The sequence below is a fragment of the Delftia sp. CH05 genome, from assembly GCF_009827015.1.
In the GTDB taxonomy this organism is placed as follows: Bacteria; Pseudomonadota; Gammaproteobacteria; order Burkholderiales; family Burkholderiaceae_C; genus Comamonas; species Comamonas tsuruhatensis.
Genome location: NZ_WUMG01000027.1, coordinates 1 through 17,710 on the forward strand (window position 1 = coordinate 1; position 17,710 = coordinate 17,710).

The 17,710-nt window shown below is 69.0% G+C and carries 18 protein-coding genes; 13 read left to right on the plus strand and 5 right to left on the minus strand.

Going from position 1 to position 17,710, the window contains the following annotated elements; translation table 11 throughout:
• The 3 genes from GRX31_RS19335 to GRX31_RS19340 form a co-directional block, all read left to right on the plus strand.
• Positions 1-883: IS3 family transposase (locus GRX31_RS19335; RefSeq protein WP_160854271.1), on the plus strand; the 883-nt coding region annotated here is incomplete at its 5' end.
• A 372-nt stretch (positions 884-1,255) separates the two neighbouring features.
• Positions 1,256-1,414 (plus strand): hypothetical protein, encoded by a 159-nt coding sequence (locus GRX31_RS30605; RefSeq protein WP_016448437.1) that lies wholly within the window; start codon positions 1,256-1,258, stop codon positions 1,412-1,414.
• 344 nt (positions 1,415-1,758) lie between these two features.
• Entirely contained in the window at positions 1,759-2,805 is a 1,047-nt protein-coding gene (locus GRX31_RS19340) for a hypothetical protein (RefSeq protein WP_016452730.1), read from the plus strand.
• A gap of 113 nt (positions 2,806-2,918) precedes the next feature.
• Here the strand turns inward: GRX31_RS19340 and GRX31_RS19345 are convergent, their stop codons facing one another.
• From GRX31_RS19345 to GRX31_RS19360, 4 genes are all read right to left on the minus strand, one after another.
• The gene (locus tag GRX31_RS19345; protein WP_160854273.1) at positions 2,919-5,438 is read right to left on the minus strand and encodes a TonB-dependent siderophore receptor; all 2,520 of its coding nucleotides are present in this window, start codon (positions 5,436-5,438) and stop codon (positions 2,919-2,921) included.
• 96 nt (positions 5,439-5,534) lie between these two features.
• Entirely contained in the window at positions 5,535-6,488 is a 954-nt protein-coding gene (locus GRX31_RS19350; protein WP_043792867.1) for a FecR domain-containing protein, read from the minus strand.
• 2 nt (positions 6,489-6,490) lie between these two features.
• On the minus strand, positions 6,491-6,970 hold the full coding sequence (locus GRX31_RS19355) for a sigma-70 family RNA polymerase sigma factor (protein WP_052014130.1): 480 nt from the start codon (positions 6,968-6,970) through the stop codon (positions 6,491-6,493).
• Between the two features lie 147 nt (positions 6,971-7,117).
• A complete protein-coding gene (locus GRX31_RS19360) occupies positions 7,118-7,756 on the minus strand; it encodes a TetR/AcrR family transcriptional regulator (RefSeq protein ID WP_017407121.1) in 639 nt (212 codons plus the stop codon).
• A gap of 140 nt (positions 7,757-7,896) precedes the next feature.
• On the opposite strand from GRX31_RS19360, the gene GRX31_RS19365 reads away from it, so the two are divergent.
• The 8 genes from GRX31_RS19365 to GRX31_RS19400 are packed head-to-tail and all read left to right on the plus strand — an operon-like array spanning position 7,897 to position 14,942.
• Positions 7,897-9,243, plus strand: a complete 1,347-nt coding sequence (locus GRX31_RS19365; protein WP_160854275.1) for an NAD(P)/FAD-dependent oxidoreductase — start codon at positions 7,897-7,899, stop codon at positions 9,241-9,243.
• Positions 9,240-9,992 carry a DUF1365 domain-containing protein gene (locus GRX31_RS19370; protein WP_074922454.1) on the plus strand — a complete coding sequence of 251 codons (753 nt, stop codon included), beginning with the start codon at positions 9,240-9,242 and terminating at the stop codon, positions 9,990-9,992. The genes GRX31_RS19365 and GRX31_RS19370 overlap by 4 nt, the downstream gene beginning before the upstream one ends.
• Positions 9,989-11,257, plus strand: a complete 1,269-nt coding sequence (locus GRX31_RS19375; RefSeq protein WP_016448428.1) for an SAM-dependent methyltransferase — start codon at positions 9,989-9,991, stop codon at positions 11,255-11,257. Before GRX31_RS19370 ends, GRX31_RS19375 begins: the two co-directional genes overlap by 4 nt.
• A gap of 17 nt (positions 11,258-11,274) precedes the next feature.
• A complete protein-coding gene (locus tag GRX31_RS19380) occupies positions 11,275-11,844 on the plus strand; it encodes a chalcone isomerase family protein (protein ID WP_016448427.1) in 570 nt (189 codons plus the stop codon).
• Between the two features lie 17 nt (positions 11,845-11,861).
• Positions 11,862-13,142, plus strand: coding sequence for an MFS transporter (locus tag GRX31_RS19385; RefSeq protein WP_160854277.1), 1,281 nt, complete (start codon positions 11,862-11,864; stop codon positions 13,140-13,142).
• The gene (locus tag GRX31_RS19390) at positions 13,139-13,699 is read left to right on the plus strand and encodes a DUF3833 domain-containing protein (protein WP_016448425.1); all 561 of its coding nucleotides are present in this window, start codon (positions 13,139-13,141) and stop codon (positions 13,697-13,699) included. Before GRX31_RS19385 ends, GRX31_RS19390 begins: the two co-directional genes overlap by 4 nt.
• A gap of 5 nt (positions 13,700-13,704) precedes the next feature.
• Positions 13,705-14,496 carry an SDR family NAD(P)-dependent oxidoreductase gene (locus GRX31_RS19395; RefSeq protein WP_016448424.1) on the plus strand — a complete coding sequence of 264 codons (792 nt, stop codon included), beginning with the start codon at positions 13,705-13,707 and terminating at the stop codon, positions 14,494-14,496.
• A gap of 5 nt (positions 14,497-14,501) precedes the next feature.
• Complete coding sequence (locus GRX31_RS19400) at positions 14,502-14,942, plus strand: nuclear transport factor 2 family protein (RefSeq protein ID WP_016448423.1); 441 nt, start codon at positions 14,502-14,504, stop codon at positions 14,940-14,942.
• Here the strand turns inward: GRX31_RS19400 and GRX31_RS19405 are convergent.
• Positions 14,926-16,293 (minus strand): aminotransferase-like domain-containing protein, encoded by a 1,368-nt coding sequence (locus tag GRX31_RS19405; protein ID WP_160854279.1) that lies wholly within the window; start codon positions 16,291-16,293, stop codon positions 14,926-14,928. The two genes, GRX31_RS19400 and GRX31_RS19405, sit on opposite strands and share 17 nt — an antisense overlap.
• Positions 16,294-16,362: 69 nt before the next feature.
• Between GRX31_RS19405 and GRX31_RS19410 the strand changes: the two genes are divergently transcribed.
• Positions 16,363-16,767, plus strand: coding sequence for a VOC family protein (locus GRX31_RS19410; RefSeq protein WP_160854281.1), 405 nt, complete (start codon positions 16,363-16,365; stop codon positions 16,765-16,767).
• A 63-nt stretch (positions 16,768-16,830) separates the two neighbouring features.
• Positions 16,831-17,688 carry a PhzF family phenazine biosynthesis protein gene (locus GRX31_RS19415; protein ID WP_160854283.1) on the plus strand — a complete coding sequence of 286 codons (858 nt, stop codon included), beginning with the start codon at positions 16,831-16,833 and terminating at the stop codon, positions 17,686-17,688.
• Positions 17,689-17,710: the final 22 nt, after the last annotated feature.

Consider the following 17,710-nt stretch of genomic DNA (forward strand, 5'->3'; position numbering starts at 1 on the left):
ACGACCAGTGAAGACGGTTTGCCGGACGATGGGGCTGGCGCGCTCGCATGTGCGCGACCTGCTTGGGCGCGGTGAAGACTGGRCCGATGGCCGCAGCCATCGCACACCCAGCGACGATGCCGGGCTGCTCGCCGAACTGCGCCAGSAAATTGCCGACTTGCCCAGCTATGGCTACCGACGKGCCTGTGCCTTGGTGAACCGCCAGCGTGCGGCACGGGGCGCCCCGAGGGTCAATGCCAAACGCGTCTATCGCGYCATGGCACAAGCCGCTCTGCTGCTGCCCAAGGCGCCTCGCCGGCGCCAGTCCGCACGCACGCATGAGGGCCGTGTTGCGGTCTCGCGCAGCGACCTTCGATGGTGCTCCGATGGTCTGGAAATCAAGTGCGATTCGGGTCAAACCGTGACGGCCACCTTCACCAAGGATTGCTGCGACCGTGAGGTGATGGCTTGGCGCGCGAGGGAGGGCAAAGGGCTGCCAGGTGAGCCGGTACGCGAGATGCTCATCGAGGCCGTGGAGCGCCGCTTCGGCTCGGTCGAAGCGGTCCCGCAGGGCCAGGAGTTGGAGTTCCTCAGTGACAACGGCGGWGCCTACATCGCCGCCGAAACGAGGGCACTGGCGCGCGCTCTGGGTCTGAAGCCCATCAACACGCCCGTCTGCAGCCCGCAGAGCAACGGCATGGCCGAGAGCTTCGTCAACACCTTCAAGCGCGACTATGTGGCGCGCATGGACCTGAGTGACGCGCAGACGGTACTGGCGCAACTGCCAGCGGCCTTCGAGCACTTCAACGAGGTGCATCCGCATTCTTCGCTGAAAATGCGTTCGCCTCGGGAGTTCAGGCGACAACAGGCTGCAGGGGCTGAGCAGGCACTTCATTGCGAATAGGGCGGGGTCGGGAGTACGGGGGCAACATCAGGCATTGCGTCGAGTTCACGACTTTATGGAAACGACTATTTGTATGAGCAGTGCGCTGAGCCGCATGGATGCTACGCTTCTGTTTACGACTTTATTTGGCCAGAATAGCGCAGGCCGTGGCCTGCCCTGGTCCTTCGTTGCCCCCTGTGCGAAATGTCCGTCGGACACCCGGCGGCTGGCCTACCTGCGGTGTCGCAACATGGGGCTGCGCACGCTCTGGCCGGTCCTACGGCTGAGCCGCATGTCCGGGCCCACACTGGTTACCAGCGCAGTGCATATCTGCGCTGCAGTCGGGCGCTTCGTTTGACGCGCCTCTTTGACCACCATGTGAAGGAGATACCCATGGCTCAGCAAAACGACCAGCAACAGCAGCAGCAAAACAACCCGCAGCAGCAGAACCCGAACCAGCAAAACCCGGGACAGCAGCAGCAGGACAACCCCCAGCACAAGCAGCCTGGCCAGAACCAGCCAGGCCAGCAGCAGCCCAATCAGCCCCGCTGACAGGCTGGGCGGCGTTCCGTTTGACGTGAGGATGGAACCATGAAACAGCTTCTTCCCACGAGAGGCCCGCAGCATCCGGCCTATGTTCCCATGCAGATGGGGCAACCCATCACGGACAGGAACTACAGCCAGATGCAGTGCAAGGCGAACGTCCGCCAACAAGGGCAGCCTTTGCGCCAGCCACAGCAACGCTGATTGATCGCAGCCAGCGCTGGTGCAGCGCTCCCTGGAACCGGCCGCCTTCGGGCGGCTTTTCCGTGTCGGCGGCCTGCCCTGGCCGGGGCCGCCGGAGATCTCCCCGCACAATGACGCCTTTCCAGCATCAACCTCCAAGGATTTCAACGATGACACTGCAGCGCCCCTGCTTCGTTTTGCCGACCCTGGTGCTCGCCCTGGGATTGTCGGGGTGTGCCGCGCCGCCTTCCAGCGGGCAGCTCGAGAAGGAGGAAGCGGAGCAGGCGAAGACGCTGTGGGTGATCAGCGAGGCCTTGAAGGCCAACATGGCCGTGGTGCTGGTGGCTGACTTGACGCCGCACAAGTCGCTGGCCGACGCCAACGGCATGTCCAAATGGACCTCGAACGTGCTGTGGACCCACCAGGACAGGCCGGAGATCGTGTTCGGCCGCAAGTTCCAGAACAACGCGCTGCAGCGCGATCCCAAGACCACCTACCTCTTCAAGGCCTTCGAGGTCCATGTCCTGCCCCCCGGCAAGTACCTGCTGACGGGCGGCGATGACTACTGGCTCAATGCTCGGCTCGACCAGCTGGGGGCCAAGGCGGGCGCTGCGGGCGCAGGCCGCGGCGCCAGCGGCACGGTGTCCCTGGCGCCCGAGACCTACCGAGAGTTCTATACCGAGATGAACTGGAAGGAGGCCACCACGCACACGCAGACCCGCACCGAGAAGTACTGCACCACGGTGCACCGTGCCTCGGGCCATTGCGTGGCCTGGGGCGAGCGGCAGGTCACGGACAGTACGCCGGGCATGGGTGCGGGCTACTACCAGGACACGGACTCGCGCGACATCCCCGCGCTCAAGGTCCAGGTGCGCGTGCCGCCCCGGCAGGCCCTGGCCAGTTTCACGCTGGAAGGCGGGCAGCTGGTGCTGAGCCAGCGCTCGTATCTGAAGACGCCCAGCTACCAGTTCCGCCAGGCGGGCTGCCGCAAGGTGGCGGCCGAGAAGGTCGAATGCCCGCTGGAGGACTTCACCGTCCACACGCTGCCGGTGCCCATGGAATTCACGCGCACCTATCTGGCCTCCCGCGCCAACGTGACCCCTGACCAGGAAAAACTCATGGCGCGGCTGGCGCCCATGCAGGTCACCACGCTGGGCCGCCAGGGCGCCGCCGATCCGATCTGGGGCACGCCGATCTCGCTGCGCAAGGGGCCTTGAGGTCCGGGCGCAGCCGATGGCCGATGGTCGTTGATCGGCTGCGTCGGGTGGCGGCCCTTTCCTTGCCCGGCCGGTTGTTGGCGGGCTGCGGCGACCGGTGCCTGCCTATGGGGTCACCAGGTGTGCGCGTAGCTGATCTTCAGCACCGTGCCGGCCGCTGGCAGGCGGCTGGTGTTGTTGTTGCTGCGCAGCAGCTGGCTGTAGAGCGGGAAGTACTGGCGGTTGAACAGGTTTTCCACGCCCAGGGACACACGGTTCTTGGGGTCGATCTTCCACTGGCTGATCAGGTCCACCGTGGTGTAGCCCCGTGTGTCATAGCGGCCGAAGCCGGTCTTGCCGTCCAGGCGGTAGTCCTTGGAGGCATAGGCGGTGGCCTGGAGGCGGTGGCTCCAGCGCGTGTCGGGCCGGTACTCCACATAGGCGGTGAGCTTGAGCGGAGGGATGCGAAAGCCCGTCATGTCCTGGTAGCCGCTGGCGGCCTGGGGCAGCTCGCGGCCCTTCATCCAGGTGAAGCTGCCGCCCACGCTCCAGTGGTCGTCGTCGCTGAAGTAGTCCAGGCCGCCTTCGATGCCATGGATCTTCTCGCGGGTGCGCAGCAGGGTCAGGCCATTGTTGAAGCTCTGCACGGCGCCCAGGTTGGAGCGCGACTGGAAGACGCTGAGGTTGGCCATCACGTTGGAGAACTTGCCGCGCCAGCCCATTTCATAGGTGTTGGTCTTGACCGCCTGCAGGTTGGAGTTGCCCAGGTTGAAGGCCGGCGTGGCATTGCGCACCACCACGCCGATGTCCGGCAGCTCGAAGCCCTGGCTGTACGAGGCATAGAGCTCCTGGCCGGGGACCGGCGTGAAGACCGTGCCCAGGTTGTAGGTCCAGGCGTTGTACCGGACGGTGCCGCCGTTCACGGACTGGGGGCTGGGGGCGCGTGACTGCGACAGCGGCGTGAAGTCATTGAAGCTGGCCTGGGCGCGGTCGTAGCGCAGGCCGCCTTCCGCCGACCATTGCGCATTGAACCGGTGCTGCAGCTGGGCGAAGGCGCCGATGCTGCGCGTGGTGACGGGCGGCATGTAGATCAGCTGGCCCGTCTTGTGGAAGACCAGGCCGCCGCTGGCGTCATAGGCCCGGGGATCGAAGATGTCGATGGGCATGTCGGTGCGCTCCTGGTTGAAGTCCGCACCCCAGATCAGCAGGCTCTTCTTGCCGGCGCCCAGCGGCGTCTTCAGGGTCAGGCGCCCGCCAAAGACCTCGGAGTTCTGCATGGACTGGTCGACATTGGCGCCCCGCACCGGCACGGCGCGTGCGTCGAAGGGCGCAAAACGGGTGAAGAAGTCCCGGTAGTAGAGCTGGGCGGCCAGCGTGCTGCCTGCGATGTCCCGGTTCTCGTAGTCCAGGCCCAGCATGGTGTTCTTGATCTGGTTCTGGTCGGCCAGCACCAGGCCCTTGATGGGGCGGGCCGCCGCCGTTCCGGCCGGCAGCCGCGCCACCGACGGGTCGGAGGCGTAGTCCGTATCCTGGGCCGCGTTGTAGTGGCTGGCGGTCAATTGCAGGCGCTGGTCGGCATCGAGCTTGAAGCCGATCTTGGCCGAGGCGTTGTAGATGTTGGAGTCGAACAGGTCGCCCTGGCTGGGCTCGGGCGCAATGCGGTTGCCCTTGGCGTCAAAGGCACCGCCCATGTGTTTTGCGCCCAGGCTCACCGAGTAGTCGACCACCTCGCCGCCGCCGGACAGGTAGTGCTGCACCTCGCCGCCCAGCCCCGCGCCGCGCAGGCGGGACAGCGGGGCCGAGCCGGTGACGATGGTCTCGGCCCGCGTCTCGCCCGAGGGCCGCTTGGTGCGGATGGAGACAATGCCGCCCGCCGCACCGCTGCCGTAGATGGCGCTGCTGCCGCGCAGCACCTCGATCTGCTCGATGTCGGCCGGGTTGATGTTGGCCAGGTTCCTGGACGAGTCGCGGTTGGTGTTCAGCGGAACGCCGTCCACCAGCACCAGCATGTTGCGGCCGCGCAGCGTCTGGCCGTAGTCGGTGATGGTGTGGCTGGAGTCCGCCATGCCGGGGACCACCTTGCTGAGCATGGTGGCCAGGCTGTCCGAGCCCTGGCGCAGCTGCTCCACCTCCTGGCCTTCCAGAATCGTGACCTGCCGCGAGGGCGCGACCAGGTTGTTCTGCGTGCGCGCGGTCACCGTGATGGCGGCAAGTTCCGTGGCCTGTGCCGCGGCTGGGGCTGAGGGTGAGGGCACGGCCGCTGCGGCAGACGGCGCCTGGCGTGCCGCCGCAGGCAGCTTCTCCAGCGCGTAGTTGCCCGCCCCCACGCGGCGCGCTGTCCAGCCTGACGTGTTCAGCAGCTGCGCAAAGCCGTCCTCCACGGAGAACGTGCCGGACAGGCCGCGTGTCTCCATGCCGCCGAGCTGCTGCAGGTCCATGCCCAGGTTCACGCCTGCCTGCGCGGCAAAGGCCATCAGCGCCGGGCCCAGCGGACCCGGCTGGATCTGGTAGCTCCTGGCAGCGGCGCTGGCGGCCGGCTCGGCCGCCTGGACTGGCAGCGCGTGCAGCAGCAGCGAGGTGCTGACGGCCAGGGCCGCCAAGGCGGTGGCGCGCAGGCTGGCGCGTGGTCCGGCGGTGGAAGAAGGGGAGTGCATGGTGTTCTGTCCTCTGGGCTGTCGATGAAAGTGGTCTTCGCAAGCCTTGACAGGCGAGAGCGAAAAACCGGACAGCCACGGCAGAAAAAAATCGAATCAGCGCCGCGCCACCGTCACCCAGTACCGGCTGCGCTCGTGCACGCGCACCGGCAGGGTCTGGGCCAGCAGGGCCAGGATGCGGTCGGTGTCATGCAGCTGGTAGGTGCCGGAGACGCGCAGGTCGGCGACATCGTCGTCGCACCGCACAAGGCCTTCGCGGTAGCGCGACAGCTCGGCCAGGAAGTCCTGCAGCCGCAGGTTCTCGGCATAGAGCACGCCCAGCGTCCAGGCCGAGTCCCGCGGCGCCACCGGGCGGGTGGCGCTGGCGCCTTGTCCATCGAATTGCAGTTGCTCGCCCGCATGCACCACCACGGCCTTGGCCGATGCTGCCGGCGTGACGCGCACCGCGCCCTCCAGCACGGCCAGCGCCGTGCCCCGCTCCAGCTTGCGCACGATGAAGCGCGTGCCCAGGGCCTGCATCTGGCCGTCGTCTGTCTGCACCATGAAAGGCTGGGAGGCGTAGGGCGGGGCATGCGCGGTCTCGACCAGGATTTCCCCGGCATGCTGGCGGATGCGCCGCGCCGTGCCATCCATGCGCACGCTGATGGCCGAGGCCGTGTTCAGCTGCAAGCGGCTGCCATCGGCCAGCGTGACCGCGCGGCGCTCGCCCCTGGCCGTGCGGTAGTCGGCCGTCCAGTCCTGCCAGGGCAGCTGGCGCCAGGCCAGCCAGCCCAGCGCAGGCGTGGCCAGGGCCAGCACGGCCGAGCGCAGCAACTGGCGCCGTGCCGCCGAGGGGCGCGCGCGGTTGAGCGTGGCCATGCCGACGGCGGCGGGCACGGTGTTGAAGCGGCCCTTGAGCTGCTCGGCACACTGCCAGATCTGCTCATGCCGGCTGCTCTGGCTGCGCCAGCGCGCCAGTTCGGCCTGCTCGGCCGCGCTGAAGTCCGATGCGTGCCTGCGGGCCAGCCAGCGGGCGGCCTCGTCCAGGATGCGTGCGTCTGCGGCCTGCATGCTCAGCGCTCCAGCATCACCAGCAGGCATTGCCGAAAGCCCTGGGCCATGTAGCGCGTCACGGTGCGCACGCTCAGCTGCATCCGGTCGGCAATGTCCTCGTAGGACAGGCCTTCCAGCTGGGACATGAGAAAGGCCGTGCGCACCCTGGTGGGCAGGGCGTCCAGCAGCGCATCGAGCTCCTGCAGCGTCTCCAGCAGGATGGCCCGCGCCTCCACGGACGGCACGGTGGCCTGGGGCAGGAGGTGCAGCGACGCCAGGTAGGCCTGCTCCAGCGAGCGGCGTTCGAGGTGATTGACCAGCAGCCGCCTGGCCACTGTCGTCAGATAGGCCCGGGGCTCCCGGATGTCCTCGATGGCCTGCGTCCTGGCGCTGACCCAGATGCGCGTGAACGTGTCCTGGGCCAGGTCGGCCGCATCGCAGCGGTTGCCCAGCCTGCGTTGCAGCCACGCGACCAGCCAAGGGTTGTGCTGCGCGTACATGCTGCCCAGAGCCTGGCTGGCGCCACTGTCGGTGGATGGATGCACGTGCCGGGCCTTTCCTCTTGTGCGTCAAGAAACTGCCGGCATTTTATCCAGTTGATATGAATTCTCATTTGCATTGGGATCGGTGCGATCCCGCGCACCGGATCAGCCCGCCGCCGCCAGCCCGTCGAAGGTCGTGCTGGTCACCCAGTCGATGATCTGCGCGTGCGTGTACTGGCCCGACTCCTTGAGCAGGGCCACCACCGGATCGCAGGCCCGCGCGAACAGCGTGTAGAGCACCAGTTCGGCCGGCAGCGTGGCCTGCATCTGGCCGCTGGTCTGGGCCTCGGTGATCCAGATGCTCAGGCGGTTGCTCAGCGCGATCAGCCGGTCCATGTAGTCGTCGTTGGATTGCAGCGAGGCGCTGAGATTGGAGTTCTGCGCGGGCAGGGAGGGCATCTCGCCTTCCAGCTGGGTCTGCATGGCCCAGCGCGTCACGGCCTTGAGCTGGTCCAGCGGGCGCGTGGGCGTGCCGGCCTCGGCCGCCAGGCTGGCTTCGTCGCGCAGGCCGTCCACGAAGGCCAGGGCACGGTCCAGCACGCCCACCATGGCGGCCCCTGCCAGTTCTTCCTTGGAGGTGAACAGCTTGTACAGGCTGGCCTTGGCCATGCCGGCCTCGGCCGCCACCTCGTCCACCGTCATGGCGTCGTAGCCCTTGGTGGCCAGCAGCCGGTTGACGGCCGCCACGATGGCCTGCTCGCGCACGCGCTGTATCTGTTCTTTGATGGAGGAGCGGCTTGTCATAGCCATATTTTAGACCCGACAGGTCATATCCGATACCAAATAGTGCAAAGCGAATACGTTTGGTATATAGTTTGAACTCATCAGTTCACAGTTTGATCTTCATGGTCTGACTGATCGATTCAACCAGGAAGGACGCTCCCATGCATCGCATTGCAGTCATCGGGTCGGGGATTGCGGGGCTGGCCGCAGCACGGCGGCTGGCCGGCGCGCCGGGCGGGCATAGCGTGACCCTGCTGGAGGCAGGCAGCCATTTCGGCGGCCATGCCAACACGGTCGATCTGGCGCTGGGCGGCGTGAGCCAGGGGGTGGACACGGGCTTTCTGGTGTTCAACCACCGCACCTATCCGCTGCTGACCCGTCTGTTCGAAGAGCTGCAGGTGCCCACGGCGGAGGCCGAGATGTCGTTTTCCGTGCAGGTGCCGCAGGCCGGCGGCCGGGCGGGCCTGGAGTGGAGCGGCAGTTCGCTGGGCGGTGTGTTCGCCCAGCGCAGCAATCTGCTGCGGCCCCGTTTCCTGAAGATGCTGGCCGAGATCCTGCGCTTCAACCGCCTGACCACGCGCATCGCCGAGGAAGGCGATGAAGCGCGGCTGCGCAGCTGCATCGAAGATTTCCTGGACGACCACGGCTTCGGGCCGGCCTTTCGCCAGGACTATCTGCTGCCCATGATGGGCTGCATCTGGTCCTGCCCCACCGACCAGATGCTGCGCTTTCCCGTGGCCACGCTGATCCGCTTTTGCCACAACCACGGCCTGATCCAGGTCACGGACCGGCCGCAGTGGCGCACCGTGCGCGGTGGTTCGCGCCAGTATGTGCGGCGCATGGTGGCCGCGCTGCAAAAGGATGGCCGCCACGAGGTCCGGCTGAACGCGCCCGTGCTGGGCCTGCGCCGCGCCGCGCACGGCGTGCTGCTGCAGATGGCGCACGGCACGGAGCGGTTCGACGCCGTGGTGCTGGCCTGCCACAGCGACCAGGCCCTGCGCCTGCTGGGCTCCGATGCCACGCCGCTCGAGCGCAGCGTGCTGGGCGCCATCCGCTACCAGCCCAACCAGGCCGTGCTGCACACCGATGCCGGCGTGCTGCCGCGCCGCCCGGCGGCCTGGGCCGCCTGGAACTACGAACGCGCCGCCGATCCCGGAAAAGACCGGGCCGGCGTCTGCCTGCACTACCTGCTCAACCGCCTGCAGCCCCTGCCGTGGCAGCAGCCCGTGATGGTGTCGCTGAACCCGGTGCGCCCCATCGATGACAGCCAGGTCCACGCGCGCATCGAGTACAGCCACCCGGTGTTCGACCTGGCCGCCATCGAGGCCCAGGGCCGGGTGGATGCCCTGCAAGGCCAGCGCAGGACCTGGTTCTGCGGCGCATGGTGCGGCTACGGCTTCCACGAGGACGGCCTGCGCTCGGGCCTGGTCGCGGCCGACGGCCTGCTGCATGCCCTGCCGACCTTGCCCGTCCTGCCCGCCAGCGCGGCCTTCGAGGGGGTTGCATGACGGCCCGGCCGCTCATCGGCTTCGGCCATGTCTGGCACCGCCGCCTGCGGCCGGTGGAGCATGCCTTCCGCTACCCGGGCTATTTCCTCATGCTGCCCATGCGCAGCCTGCGCACGCAGCCGGACGCCGCGCTCAGGCGCAACCGCCGTGGCTGGCTGAGCTTCCATGACGGCGACCACGGCGAGGGCGGCTGCGACGCACTGGCCTGGTTCGAGCAGCTGCTGCACAGCGAAGGCATAGCCGACGCCGATGGCGAAGTCTGGCTGCACACCTTTCCGCGCGTGCTGGGCTACGTGTTCAAGCCCGTGAGCTTTTGGTATGCGCACCGCGCCGACGGGTCGCTGGCCGCCGTGCTGGCCGAGGTCAACAACACCTTTGGCGAGCGCCATGCCTATCTGCTGGCGGGGCCGGACCTGGCCTGGGGCCGGGAGCAGGTGGCGCGCAAGCAATTCCACGTCTCGCCGTTCTGCGAGGTGCGCGGCGAGTACCGCTTCCGCTTCGAACGCAGCGAAGACCGCACCCTGGCGCGCGTGGACCTGCATGACGAGGACGGCCCGCTGCTGCAGACCAGCGTGGGCGGCGTGCTGCAGGCGCTGGATGCCGCCGCCGTGCGCCGCGCCTTCTTCGGCACCCCTTTGATGACGCTGGGCGTGGTCGCCCGCATCCACTGGCACGCGCTGCGCCTTTGGGCCAAGCGCGTGCCTTTCCATGGCAAACCCTCCGCGCCCAAGCGCTTCGTCACAAGATGAACACTACCGCCGCCCCCCTGCTGAGCCCCACCGCCGCAGCGCCGCGCCGCACGCCTGCGCGGGCACGCCGTGTGCTGAACCTGCTCGAACGTCTGCCCCACGGGCAGCTGGACCTGGAGCAGCCCGATGGCCGCCTGCTGCACCTGCCCCGTCCGCCGTCGGGGGCTGCCGACGCGCATTGCGTGCTGCACGACTGGCGGGCGCTGGAGCGCACCCTGAAATCGGGCGACATCGGCCTGGCCGAGGGCTATATCGCCGGAGAATGGGACAGCCCCGACCTGGCCGCCCTGCTGCGCCTGTGCATGGCCAACCGCGACCATGTGCAAAGCCTGGTCTACGGCAGCTGGTGGGGCCGGCTGGGCTACCGCCTGCGCCACCTGCTGCAGCGCAATACGCGGGCCGGCAGCGCCAGGAACATCCATGCCCACTACGACCTGGGCAACGATTTCTACCGCCTGTGGCTGGACCCCGGCATGAGCTACAGCGCCGCCTGGTTCCAGGGGCGCACGGGTGAATCGCTGCGCCACGCCGACCTGCAGGACGCCCAGCAGGCCAAGCTCAGGCGCACGCTGGACGAGGTGCGGCTGCAGCCCGGCCAGCGCCTGCTGGAGATCGGCTGCGGCTGGGGCGGGCTGGCCGAGGCGGCGGCGCAGGAGTTCGGCGCCCGGGTCACGGGCGTGACGCTGTCGCGCGAGCAACTGGCCTGGGGACAGCAGCGCATGCGGCAGGCCGGCCTGGCCGACGCCGTGGAGCTGCGCTACCAGGACTACCGCGACCTGCCCGCGCGCCATGCGGGCGAGCCCTTCGACGCCATCGTCTCCATCGAGATGTTCGAGGCCGTGGGCCGCGAGTACTGGCGCGGCTACTTCCAGACGTTGCGCGACTGCCTCAAGCCCGGGGGCCTGGCCTGCATACAGACCATCACGCTGCGCGAGGACCTGTTCGCGCGCTATCTGCGCTCCACCGACTTCATCCAGCAGTACATCTTCCCGGGCGGGCTGCTGCCCAGCATTCCTGCCTTCGAGCAGGAGGCACGGCGCGCCGGCCTGGTGGTGGAGCGCCGCATGGCCTTCGGCCGCGACTATGCGGAGACGCTGCGGCGCTGGCGCCAGGCCTTCGATCACCACCTCGACGCCGTGCGGGCCCAGGGCTTTGACGAACGCTTCGTGCGCATCTGGACCTTCTATCTCGCCTACTGCGAGGCGGCCTTCGACACCGGCAACACCGATGTCGTCCAGTTCACGCTGCGCAGGCCCCTGCCATGAAATCGCCACCACGTCACATGCCGCGCCGCCAGGCGCTGGCCTGGGGCGCCGCCTGCGCCCTTGTCCCTTCACTGATCGCCATGCCCAACGAACTCCACGCCAAGACTCCGACTGCCGACCTTCCGGCCGAACTGCGCAGCGCCCTGCCGGCCGCGCGCCTGGTGGGCACGGGCGTGCTGCGCTTTTTCGGCCTGCGCGTGTACGAGGCACGGCTGTGGGCCGCACCGGGCTTTGTGCCCGAAGACTACGCCCGCCACCCGTTCGCGCTGGAGCTGGTCTATGACCGCAAGCTCGAAGGCGCGGCCATCGCCGAGCGTTCCATCGCCGAAATGCGCAGGGTCGACGGCTTCACCGAGGAGCAGTCCCGCCAATGGCTGGCGCTGATGAAGCAGGCATTTCCCGATGTGGCGGCCCAGGACCGGCTGCTGGGCCTGAACGACGGCCAGGGCGAGGTGCGCTTCTTCCACAACGGCCGCCAGACTGCACAGCTGCGCGATGCCGACTATGCGCGCCTGTTCTTCGGCATCTGGCTCGCGCCCCAGACCTCGGCACCTGCCATGCGCAGCTCGCTGCTGGGCCAATCCTGAGCGCCCGGGACCACGCCATGGCCTCGCACCCTGCCGCCGCCCCGTTGCTGCCCTGGCGCACAGGGCTGGCCTATGGCGGCCTGGCCGCGCCGCTGGCGTTCGTGTCCCTGCCGCTGTATGTGAACCTGCCCTACCACTACGCCAGCGTGGCCGGTGCGCCGCTGGCGGGGCTGGGCGCGGTGCTGCTGGCCACGCGTGCCTTCGATGCCCTGGTGGACCCCGCCATCGGCCGCCAGGCCGACCGGCTGCTGCGCCGGGGCATGCGGCCAGCGTGGTGGGCGGCTGCACTGGCCAGCCTGCTGATGGTCCTGGGCTTCTGGGCGCTGTGGCATCCGCCGCGCGGTGCCCAGGCCGCCATGCTGGGCTGGCTGGCCTGCAGCCTGCTGGTGTGCACGCTGGCCTACAGCTTCGTCACCATCGTCCACCAGGCCTGGGGCACGCGCTGGGGCGGGCAGCCCGCCTGGCGGGCCCGCGTCACGGCCTGGCGCGAGGGCGCTACGCTGGGCGGTGTGCTGCTGGCCAGCGTGTTGCCGGCCTGGCTGGGCTTGGACGCCACCAGCGCCGTGCTGGCGCTGGGCCTGGCGCTGGGGCTGGTGGGGCTGTACCGGCTCAAGGCTCCGGTGACGCTGCCGCAGCAGGCCACGGCGGACACCTCTCGGATCTCACCATGGGCGGATGCCGGCTTTCGCTGGCTGCTGGCCGTCTTCATGGTCAACGGCGTGGCCGCGGCCATTCCGGCCACCTTGCTGCCCTTCTTCGTGGCCGACAGATTGCAGGTGCCCGGGATGCAGCCCCTGCTGCTGCTGTGCTTTTTTGGCGCGGCGGCCCTGGGCCTGCCGCTGTGGGTGAAGGCCGTCTCGCGCTGGGGCCTGGCGCCCAGCTGGCGCGCGGGCATGCTGGCCAGCGTGCTGGCCTTCGGCTTCACGCCCTGGCTGGGCACGGGTGACGGCCTGGCCTTCGCCGTGATCTGCCTGGCCAGCGGGCTGGCCCTGGGCGCGGACCTGGCCCTGCCGGGCGCACTGCTCACGGGCGTGATCCACGAGTCCGGCCAGGGCGGCCAGGGCGAGGGCCGCTACCTGGGGTGGTGGACCTGCGCCACCAAGCTCAACCTGGCCCTGGCCGCGGGCCTGGCCCTGCCCCTGCTGTCCGTTGCGGGCTACCGCAGCGGCAGCACCGATCCGGCCGGCCTGCAGGCCCTGGCCTGGGCCTATGGCGGGCTGCCCTGCCTGCTCAAACTGGCGGCGGCCGGGCTGCTCTGGCGCACCGAGCGACTGCATTCTTCCTGGAGGAACACATGAGCCACATCACCCACTGCGCTTCGTTTTCACCACTGCGGCGCGCCTGCCTGGGGGCGGCATTGGCGCTGTCTCTGGCGGGCTGCGCCGGTCCTTCCGTGCAGGACTACGCCAAGGAGCAGCCGACGCTGGACCTGCGCCAGTACTTCAACGGGCCGCTGACGGCCCACGGCATGTTCACGGACCGCTCGGGCAAGGTGGTCAAGCGATTCACCGTGCGCATGACGGGCCGCTGGAATGGCGACGAGGGCACGCTCGATGAGCACTTCGTCTACAGCGACGGCAGCACGCAGCAGCGCATCTGGCATATCCGCCACCTGGGCGAGGGCCGCTACAGCGGCCGGGCCGACGACGTGGTGGGCGAGGCCCAGGGCCAGAGCGCGGGCAATGCCATCCGCTGGAGCTACGTGCTGGCCCTGCCCGTGGACGGAAGGGTCTGGAACGTCAGCATGGACGACTGGATGTACCTGATGGACGGGCGCACCCTGCTCAACCGCACGGCCATGAGCAAGCTCGGCCTGCACCTGGGCGACGTGACGCTGGCCATCATCAAGGAGTGATGGCCATGCCACTGTTATCCCGCCGGCTGAACCCGCCGCTGCGCGACTGGAAGGGCCGCTCGGCATGGCTTCTGGGCGCCTCCTCGGGCATAGGGCGCGCCACGGCCGAAGCGCTGCACGGCCAGGGCGCGCGCGTGATTGTCTCTGCGCGGCATGGCGGTGCGCTGCAGGATTTCGTGCGCGGCCGCGAAGGCTGCCTGGCCCTGCCGCTGGACGTGACCGATGCCCAGGCCGTGGCACAGGCAGCCCGTGCCGTGCGGGCCCATGTGGGCAGGGCGCCCGACCTGGTGGTGTACTGTGCCGGCCACTACCGGCCCCAGCGCGCCACCGAGTTCGACCTGGCCGAGATGCAGCGCCACCTGGCCGTGAACTATGGCGGCGCGCTGCACCTGCTCGATGCGGTGCTGCCCATGCTGCTGGAGGCCGGCCAGGGGCATCTGGCCCTGGTCGGCTCGGTGGCAGGCTATCGCGGGCTGCCCATGTCCCTGGCCTACGGTCCTACCAAGGCGGCGCTCAACAACCTGGCAGAAAACCTCTACCTGGACCTGCACGGCCCGGGCCTGGGCGTGTCCATCATCAACCCCGGCTTTGTCGATACGCCGCTGACGGCGCAAAACAGCTTCAGCATGCCGGCCCTGATCGGTGCCGACGAGGCCGCCCGGCACATGCTGCAGGGCTGGGCACAGGGGCGCTTCGAGATGAATTTTCCGCGCCGCTTCACGCGCTGGGTGCGGCTGCTGCGCTGCCTGCCCGATGCCTGGTATTTCTCGGCGGTTCGCCGCATCACAGGAGCCTGAAACCGATGAGCACTGCCCTCGGCGATCCCCGACTGGACCGGCTGGCCCAGGCCTATGAGGCGCTGCGCCGCGACAACCTGCCGGCGCTGCTGGCCCTCTATGCGGAACAGGCCCGGTTCAAGGACCCGTTCAACGATGTGCGCGGCCACGCAGCGATACAGCGCGTGTTCGCCCACATGTTCGAGCAACTGGACCGGCCCCGCTTCGCCGTCAGCCAGGGCGCGGTGCAGGGGGACAGCGGCTTTTTGCTGTGGGAGCTGGGCTTTGTCAGGGCATCGGGCCAGCCCATGCACATCTGCGGCACCAGCTACCTGGAGTTCGATGCGCAGGGACTGGTGGCAGTGCACCGCGACTTCTGGGACCCGGTGGAGGAAATCTTCGCCAAGGTCCCCGTGCTGGGCGCCGTGGCCAGGGCGCTGCAGAACAAGCTCAGGGCTCCGCAGTAAGCAGCCTGGCCAATTGCGCCAGGGCGCCGTCCAGGTCGTCCAGGCCTGGGGCGCCCAGGCAGATGCGCAGCCCGCTGGCACGGTCGTGCGGCTCCACCATCAGCGAGCCCGGATCGGTCAGCGTCACGCCCAGCGCCGCTGCGGCCGACACCAGGCGGTCGGCGGCCTCGCGCTCCATGGGCAGCCAGGCGTTGTAGGCCTCGGGGTGCAGCACCAGGCGGCTGTCGCCCAGGTGTGGGACAAGGTGCGATGCGGCCAGCCGCACGCGCCGCTGTGCCTCATGGCGCAGGTCGGCCTGCAGGGAGGCGACCACGCCCTGGGACAGCCATTCATCGACCACGGCGCATGACAGGGCCGAAGGCGCCATGGACAGCTCCTGCAGCGTCGCCAGCGCGGCGCCGCACAGCGCTGGCGGCAGTACCAGCGTGCCCACCTGCAGCCCCGGGCCCAGCGACTTGGACAGACCGTTCACATGCAGGGTGATCTCGGGCGCCAGGGTCGCCAGGTGCGCAAGGCGCGCGTGATCGGGCGAGCAGGCGGCATACACGCCGTCCTCGATGATCCAGGCGCCTGCGTTCCGGCAGATATCCACGATCGCCCGCCTGCGCTCCGCGCCCATGGTGGCCGTGGTCGGGTTGTGCAGCGTGGGGGTGAGGTAGAGCACCTTGCCTTCGGCGGCGGGAATTCCGTGCAGCGCCTCGGCCAGGGCCTGCGGCAGCAGGCCCTGCGCGTCCATGGCCAGGCCCTGCAGGGCGCAGCCCTTGCGCCGGGCCAGGGCAATGGCGCCGGGGTAGGTGATGCGCTCGGTCAGCAGCCGGCCCCGGGGCTGGCAGACCAGGTCCAGGGCCAGGGACAGCGCCTGGCGCGCGCTGCTGGTCAGCACCATGTGGCCAGGTTCCACGTTCAGGCCCAGCGTCTGCAGCCAGCGCGCGAGCACGCGGCGATGCTCCGCATGTCCGCCCGGCGGCGCGTAGGAATTGAAGTGATCGGCATCGATGCGGCGCGCAATGGCGGTCAGCGTGCGCGCCAGCAGGCGTTCGCTGATGGCGGCCGGCGGCGCGTTGGAGGACAGGTCGATGGCCTCGCCGCCCTGCGTCCGCCGGGCGGCCACGAAGGTGCCCCTGCCCTTGACGCTGCGCGTCAGCCCCCGGCGCTCCAGCAGCGCATAGGCCCTGGTCACCGAGCCCAGGCCGATCTGCAGCCTGTCGGCCAGGTCTCTGTGGGCGGGAAGGCGGTCGCCGCCGGCCAGTCGGCCTTCCACGATGTCGTCGGCCAGGGCGCGCGCCAGCCGCTCGGCGGCACTGGCTTCAATGCGCGCAAGACGGGGTGTCCAGGGGGAGGGCAGGAGCATGGTCGGGGCAAGGAAAAAAAGAGTGTGCCGTGACACTATTTCATTTCTCGATAGTGTAACGTTCACCCCATGTTCAGCCACATCACCGTCGGCGCCCGTGATCTCGAGCGGGCCGGCCGCTTCTATGACGCGGTGCTTTCCCCGCTGGGACTGCAGCGCCGCGCCGTCCAGCCCGATGGCGGGCCGGCCGCGCTGTGCTGGGTGACGCCGCAGGCTTCCTTGCCGCGCTTTTATGTCTACAGCCCCTTCAACGGCGAGCCGGCCACGGCGGGCAACGGCAGCATGGCGGCCTTTCTGGCGCCATCGCCCGAGGCGGTGGATGCGGCCCATGCCGCCGGTCTGGCCCGGGGCGGCAGCGACGAAGGCCCGCCCGGCCCGCGACCGCATTACGGCGATGGCTACTACGGTCCCTACCTGCGCGATCCCGACGGCAACAAGGTCCATGTGCTGCATCGCGCCGATGTGCGGACCTAGCGCAGATCGGGCCCGCCGCCCGTTTCCCCTTCTTTTCCTTCCCATGCAACAAGGACTGTCTTCATGAGCATTGCCGTTCATATGGTCGACGTTTTCGCCAGCGGCCCGCTGTCCGGCAATCCGCTGGCCGTGATCACCGGTGGGCAGGCGCTGACCACCGCACAGATGCAGCAGCTGACGCGCTGGTTCAATCTCTCCGAAACCGCGTTCCTGCTGCCGCCCACGCAGGCGCAGGCCGACTACCGCGTGAGGATTTTCACGCTGGACCGGGAGATGCCTTTTGCCGGCCATCCCACGCTGGGCAGCTGCCATGCCTGGCTGTCCCAGCGCGGTGCGCCCCAGAACGCAGGCCACATCGTCCAGGAGTGCGGGGCGGGCCTGGTGCAGATACGGCAGGAGCATGGGCGGCTGGCATTCGCCGCGCCGCCCATGCTGCGCTTTGGCGCGCCCACCGCCGACGAGCTGGATGCCGCGCTGCGCATGCTGGGCATCACCGCCGAAGAGGTGCAGGCCGCCTCGTGGATAGACAACGGCCCCGGCTGGCTGGGCATCCGCCTGGCCTCGGCCGAGCAGGTGCTGGCGCTGAACCCGGCCCGGCAGTGGCCCACGCGCATGGACGTGGGCGTGGTGGGGCCCTATGCCAGGGGTGTCGGCGGTGCCAGCCCTGCCGCCTGCGAGGTGCGCGCCTTCTTCTCCGATCACCAGGGCGCCATCGTCGAAGACCCCGTCACCGGCAGCCTCAACGCCTCGCTGGCGCAGTGGCTGTTTGCGACGGGGGTGATGGACAGCGACTACGTTGCCGCCCAGGGCCGCTGTCTGGGCCGTGACGGCCGCATCTTCCTGACCCGTGACGGCACGGGCCAGGTCTGGGTGGGCGGCACGGCGCGCACCCATGTCGAAGGCGCACTGAGCGGCCTTTGATCCACACCGAAAGAACCCACGA

What these genes read in the sequence shown, in the direction of transcription:
- GRX31_RS30605 (WP_016448437.1), top strand. Translation starts at nt 1,256, where the DNA reads ATGGCTCAGCAAAACGACCAGCAACAGCAGCAGCAAAACAACCCGCAG.
- GRX31_RS19340 (WP_016452730.1), top strand. Translation starts at nt 1,759, where the DNA reads ATGACACTGCAGCGCCCCTGCTTCGTTTTGCCGACCCTGGTGCTCGCC.
- GRX31_RS19345 (WP_160854273.1), bottom strand. Translation starts at nt 5,438, where the DNA reads ATGCACTCCCCTTCTTCCACCGCCGGACCACGCGCCAGCCTGCGCGCC.
- GRX31_RS19350 (WP_043792867.1), bottom strand. Translation starts at nt 6,488, where the DNA reads ATGCAGGCCGCAGACGCACGCATCCTGGACGAGGCCGCCCGCTGGCTG.
- GRX31_RS19355 (WP_052014130.1), bottom strand. Translation starts at nt 6,970, where the DNA reads ATGTACGCGCAGCACAACCCTTGGCTGGTCGCGTGGCTGCAACGCAGG.
- GRX31_RS19360 (WP_017407121.1), bottom strand. Translation starts at nt 7,756, where the DNA reads ATGACAAGCCGCTCCTCCATCAAAGAACAGATACAGCGCGTGCGCGAG.
- GRX31_RS19365 (WP_160854275.1), top strand. Translation starts at nt 7,897, where the DNA reads ATGCATCGCATTGCAGTCATCGGGTCGGGGATTGCGGGGCTGGCCGCA.
- GRX31_RS19370 (WP_074922454.1), top strand. Translation starts at nt 9,240, where the DNA reads ATGACGGCCCGGCCGCTCATCGGCTTCGGCCATGTCTGGCACCGCCGC.
- GRX31_RS19375 (WP_016448428.1), top strand. Translation starts at nt 9,989, where the DNA reads ATGAACACTACCGCCGCCCCCCTGCTGAGCCCCACCGCCGCAGCGCCG.
- GRX31_RS19380 (WP_016448427.1), top strand. Translation starts at nt 11,275, where the DNA reads ATGCCGCGCCGCCAGGCGCTGGCCTGGGGCGCCGCCTGCGCCCTTGTC.
- GRX31_RS19385 (WP_160854277.1), top strand. Translation starts at nt 11,862, where the DNA reads ATGGCCTCGCACCCTGCCGCCGCCCCGTTGCTGCCCTGGCGCACAGGG.
- GRX31_RS19390 (WP_016448425.1), top strand. Translation starts at nt 13,139, where the DNA reads ATGAGCCACATCACCCACTGCGCTTCGTTTTCACCACTGCGGCGCGCC.
- GRX31_RS19395 (WP_016448424.1), top strand. Translation starts at nt 13,705, where the DNA reads ATGCCACTGTTATCCCGCCGGCTGAACCCGCCGCTGCGCGACTGGAAG.
- GRX31_RS19400 (WP_016448423.1), top strand. Translation starts at nt 14,502, where the DNA reads ATGAGCACTGCCCTCGGCGATCCCCGACTGGACCGGCTGGCCCAGGCC.
- GRX31_RS19405 (WP_160854279.1), bottom strand. Translation starts at nt 16,293, where the DNA reads ATGCTCCTGCCCTCCCCCTGGACACCCCGTCTTGCGCGCATTGAAGCC.
- GRX31_RS19410 (WP_160854281.1), top strand. Translation starts at nt 16,363, where the DNA reads ATGTTCAGCCACATCACCGTCGGCGCCCGTGATCTCGAGCGGGCCGGC.
- GRX31_RS19415 (WP_160854283.1), top strand. Translation starts at nt 16,831, where the DNA reads ATGAGCATTGCCGTTCATATGGTCGACGTTTTCGCCAGCGGCCCGCTG.